Origin of the sequence: Streptomyces sp. SID10853 (assembly GCF_010548145.1) — a bacterium.
Lineage (GTDB): Bacteria > Actinomycetota > Actinomycetes > Streptomycetales > Streptomycetaceae > Streptomyces.
Window position 1 is genome coordinate 1 of record NZ_JAAGLN010000397.1, and the last position, 3,678, is coordinate 3,678.

Sequence of the window (3,678 nt, forward strand, 5' to 3'; positions counted from 1 at the left end):
CCCGCTGGTGTCCGGGTCGCCGGGCGGGCAGCAGGCCGCGCGGGCACCGCACAGCGCCGCGGGCAACGGCCCCGGCACGTCGGCCGCTCCGGCATCCCCGGGCGCCGGCCTGCACATCGTCAACGCCGACTACGCCGTGCGGTCCAGGCCGGGCGGCACGGTCTCCGTGCAGCTCTTCCGTACGAAGGGCATCCCCGGTCTGCAGGCCGCGCTGGACAAGGCGGGCATCCCGGCGAAGGTGATGGTGCCCTCGGCCTCCTGCCGCACCACCGGCCACATCGACAGCAAGCCGCAGGGCAGCCTCCTGAAGGTGATGCCGCAGTCCGGCTTCCACAGCAACGGGGTCCACGACATCAAGCCCAGCGCCATCCGGCCCGGGGACCACCTGCTGTTCATCGCGGACACGGAAAGCAGCTCGCCGGGGGTGCTGACGATCAGGCTGGTGCGTCAGGTGCCCAGCTGTATCCCGGCCGGATAGGGCGTGCCCGGCCGGTCCCACCCGCGACTTCTCCGAACGGCAGGCACGGCAGCAACTTCTGTAACACGACCTAGAACCAAGGGCGGGTGCCGTGCGCGGGCAGCGGCCGCAGGTTCGGCCAGCATTCCAACAGGCGTACGGCCAGGGTTGAGCTGAGGCGGCCCACCGCGTGCAGGCGGTCGTGGTCGCGGGTCATGCCGGCGACCACGCCGAGGCGGTGGACGAGCCGCTCACGGGCAGAGATGTAGCCCCACTCGAAGTCCTCGACGGGCACCCGGGCGAGCTGGTCGACTGTCCCGCGGTGGGCCCGCTCGACGAGCGCGTCTCCCTGGATCAGCCAGCCGGCGCACGCGTCGGCGAGGTCACCCGGCACATCCCTGCCCGTGAGGCCGCGCCAAGTGGTCCGGTAGACGTCCTCGACCTCCGCGAGCGGGGCCGCGGTGACCGACATCGCGCACCAGCAGGTAGGGAAGCCGGTGCGAAAGTACGCGAGTTCGACCAGTCCGTTGCCGAGCGAGGCTCGTTCGAAGTCGACGAAACGGACACCGTCGGCGGTGCGCAGATCGTTGCCGGGGCACGGGTCGCCGTGCAGCAGCGCATGATGCGGACTGGGGTCCAACCGGCTCAGGAGAGAGGTGAGTTCATCGAGAACCGTGGACGGGACGGGCACGTCGAGCGCCCGGGCCATGGTGAGGAAGGACTCCGCGTCGGCGGCTGTGGGCCCCGACCAGGCCGGGAGTGCGCCCGCGTCCTCGGGTCCGGTCAGGGCGTGCAGCCGGGCGAGCGACTCGGCGTACCCAGGCATCCAGTCGTCCGTCTTGCCGAGGTCGTCCAGGTGCTCCAGGACCATCACCCGCGAGGGCAGGTCCGTGGCGAGCACCGCAGGGGCCACGGCGGGCCCGGTCGCCCGCCCCGCCAGGCGCAGCCCGGCGACCTCCCGCTCGAAGCGCGTGCCCGCGTCGGCGCCCGCGTCCCCGCCGTCGGTGATCTGCTTGACGATGACCAGCCGCCGGTCGGCCAGCCGCACCCGCCACACCCGTGACCGCGGACTGCTGTCCAGAAGTCTGCTTCGCATCGGGACGCCCACGGTGGAGCGCAGCGCATCGTCGAACGGAAGCCGCTTCAGCATGCGGGCGAGCCTAGCTGTAACTCCGTACGCATGCGGAGGCCATGGCCTGTCGCAGTCCGGCGTGGCAGCGCCGGTCCGCGGGTGGTCCACGTTCTTGTGCGGGGCCTCCTGTCCACCGGTTCGGATCGGTGAGCACGACCGCCTGGCGGCGACCGCGTCGCCGGTGCCAAGGCCGGGGGCGAGCGTCTTGAAGTGCGTTGTGGGCCGGCCGAGTTCGGTCGCGGCCCAGTCAAGGGTGGGCCGTGGCGCATGCACCTGCACCGCTGTGCAGCGGCAGGGATTCCACTTCCCGCGTATGGGTGAAGCACTGCACGAGGAGCGACCGCCACCCGGCGTCGTGCCGGCTGCAATAGGTGCGCCGCACGAACTTCGCCATGCTGAGTCGGGTGAGGCGAACGCTTGATCAGCCTATGCCGCGCGTGCGACGGGCGGGTACGCCGAGGCTCGGCGTGCCCACCGGTCGGCCGGGCCGACCGGTACCGCGCGGTGGCGCCGCTCGCTGTCCGCCGCACGATGGACCGGCCCATCATGGTGATGGGGCGCGGTTCGCCGATCGGACGGAGAGTGTGGACGATCGGCCGACGCGGCGGTGATGCGGGGGCGCCTAGCGTTCATCGGACCAGGTCACCACAGTTGAGGGGAACATCGATGGGAAAGCCAGGGACGACCGGAGCAGCCGAGGACACGGCCGTGACCGGGGCGGCCACCGAGTTCGAGCCGGACGTCATGGATCTGCTCGTGGAGACGCTGCGCCATGCGGGCAAGCGAGAGCTGACGGACGTGGGGACGGACACCCTGCTGGGGCAGCTCGTGCTGGGTGACTCGGACGCCGGTGCGGCGATCGCCCCCGGAATGCGGAAGGCCGGCTCGCTCAGCGGGATGATCTCCGGCCGGGCGGGCTGTGGCTGGGCGAGCGATGACCTCGCGCCCCGTACGCAGGCCGGTGCCGATGCGGGAGCCGAGCACGCTGCCGACGGGGCGGAGGTGGATGCCGCCTGGCGTGAGGCGCGGTGGCGCGTCGGCTCCGGTTCGGGCGGACCGGCCGCAGGCAGCAGCCCGGCGCTGCCCGCGATGAGCGGGGCGATGCGTGCGTGCCTGCTGCTCGCGGTCGGTTCGGCCCGCGCCGAAGGGACGATCTCCGTGCGCTGCAGGCATGTGGCCCGCGCCCTGCTGGACCTGCCGGACACCCGGGCGCGGGAAGCCCTGCTGCTGCGGCAGCTGGACCTGGCCGCCGCGTCGACCGCGCTCGACAAGCTGGACGCCAGCGCCCCGGCAGAGACCGAGCGGCCGGAATCCCGCGGTGTCACCCTCCTGCGCCGGGCCGGCACGCTCGGCAGGAGCGGCAACGTCCTGACCCGCGCGCTGACTTCATGGACATCGGGCAGCACCGGGAACGGCTCACCCGTGCTGTTCGCGGTGTCCGTCGAGGCCATGAGGCAAGCGGTACGGTGCGGGCGCGCCACCGTGGAGCCGGTGGACCTGCTGCTGGGGATCCTGGCGCTGGACCGGGCCCTGTACGTGGCCGGGCGCGCGCTTCCCGCGGGTCTGGAGTCCGCCAACTCCGCTCCGGCCCTGCTGCGTCGGCACGGCGTACGGCAGGTCTCCCTGGTCTCGGCGGCTTCGGCGGCTTCGGCGGCCCCGTCCGCCGCTGACCCCGACCCCACCGCAGGCGGCGAGGGCGACCGCGTGCGGCAGTCCGCCGCTGTCGAGCGGGTCACCGCGAAGGCCCAGCTGTCCGCCGCCGAGCACCGGTCGCCCACGGTCGGTACGGCCCATCTGCTGTCCGCGCTGCTCGACGAGCCGGAGACGGCGCACGAGGACACCGGAACCGGCGGCGCGGTCACCGCGCTGCTGGCCGCCGACCGGGTGGACGTGACAGCGCTGCGGGCAGAGCTGACCCTCCGGCTGAGCGCATGACAACCGGGTCCGCCGAGCGGCACACCCTGGCCGGACTGGCCGGAGCCCCGCGCCGGCTGCACCGCGAGGCGCTGGAGACCTGGGCCGCCGTGCGTGCCGCCGAGCCCCGTACGGTCGTGACCGAGGCGCTCGTCTGCGCCCTGGTGGCGGCCGT

At 73.2% G+C, this 3,678-nt stretch carries 3 protein-coding genes; 2 read left to right on the forward strand and 1 reads right to left on the reverse strand.

Annotated elements, in window-relative coordinates; genetic code table 11:
* Window positions 1-478: hypothetical protein (locus G3I19_RS35320; protein WP_164267773.1), on the forward strand; the 478-nt coding region annotated here is incomplete at its 5' end.
* A gap of 70 nt (window positions 479-548) precedes the next feature.
* Here the strand turns inward: G3I19_RS35320 and G3I19_RS35325 are convergent.
* Window positions 549-1,607 carry a phosphotransferase gene (locus tag G3I19_RS35325; protein WP_164267774.1) on the reverse strand — a complete coding sequence of 353 codons (1,059 nt, stop codon included), beginning with the start codon at window positions 1,605-1,607 and terminating at the stop codon, window positions 549-551.
* Between the two features lie 648 nt (window positions 1,608-2,255).
* On the opposite strand from G3I19_RS35325, the gene G3I19_RS35330 reads away from it, so the two are divergent.
* Window positions 2,256-3,524 carry a hypothetical protein gene (locus G3I19_RS35330; RefSeq protein ID WP_164267775.1) on the forward strand — a complete coding sequence of 423 codons (1,269 nt, stop codon included), beginning with the start codon at window positions 2,256-2,258 and terminating at the stop codon, window positions 3,522-3,524.
* The last annotated feature ends 154 nt before the right edge of the window (window positions 3,525-3,678 follow it).

What these genes read in the sequence shown, in the direction of transcription:
- G3I19_RS35325 (WP_164267774.1), bottom strand. Translation starts at nt 1,607, where the DNA reads ATGCTGAAGCGGCTTCCGTTCGACGATGCGCTGCGCTCCACCGTGGGC.
- G3I19_RS35330 (WP_164267775.1), top strand. Translation starts at nt 2,256, where the DNA reads ATGGGAAAGCCAGGGACGACCGGAGCAGCCGAGGACACGGCCGTGACC.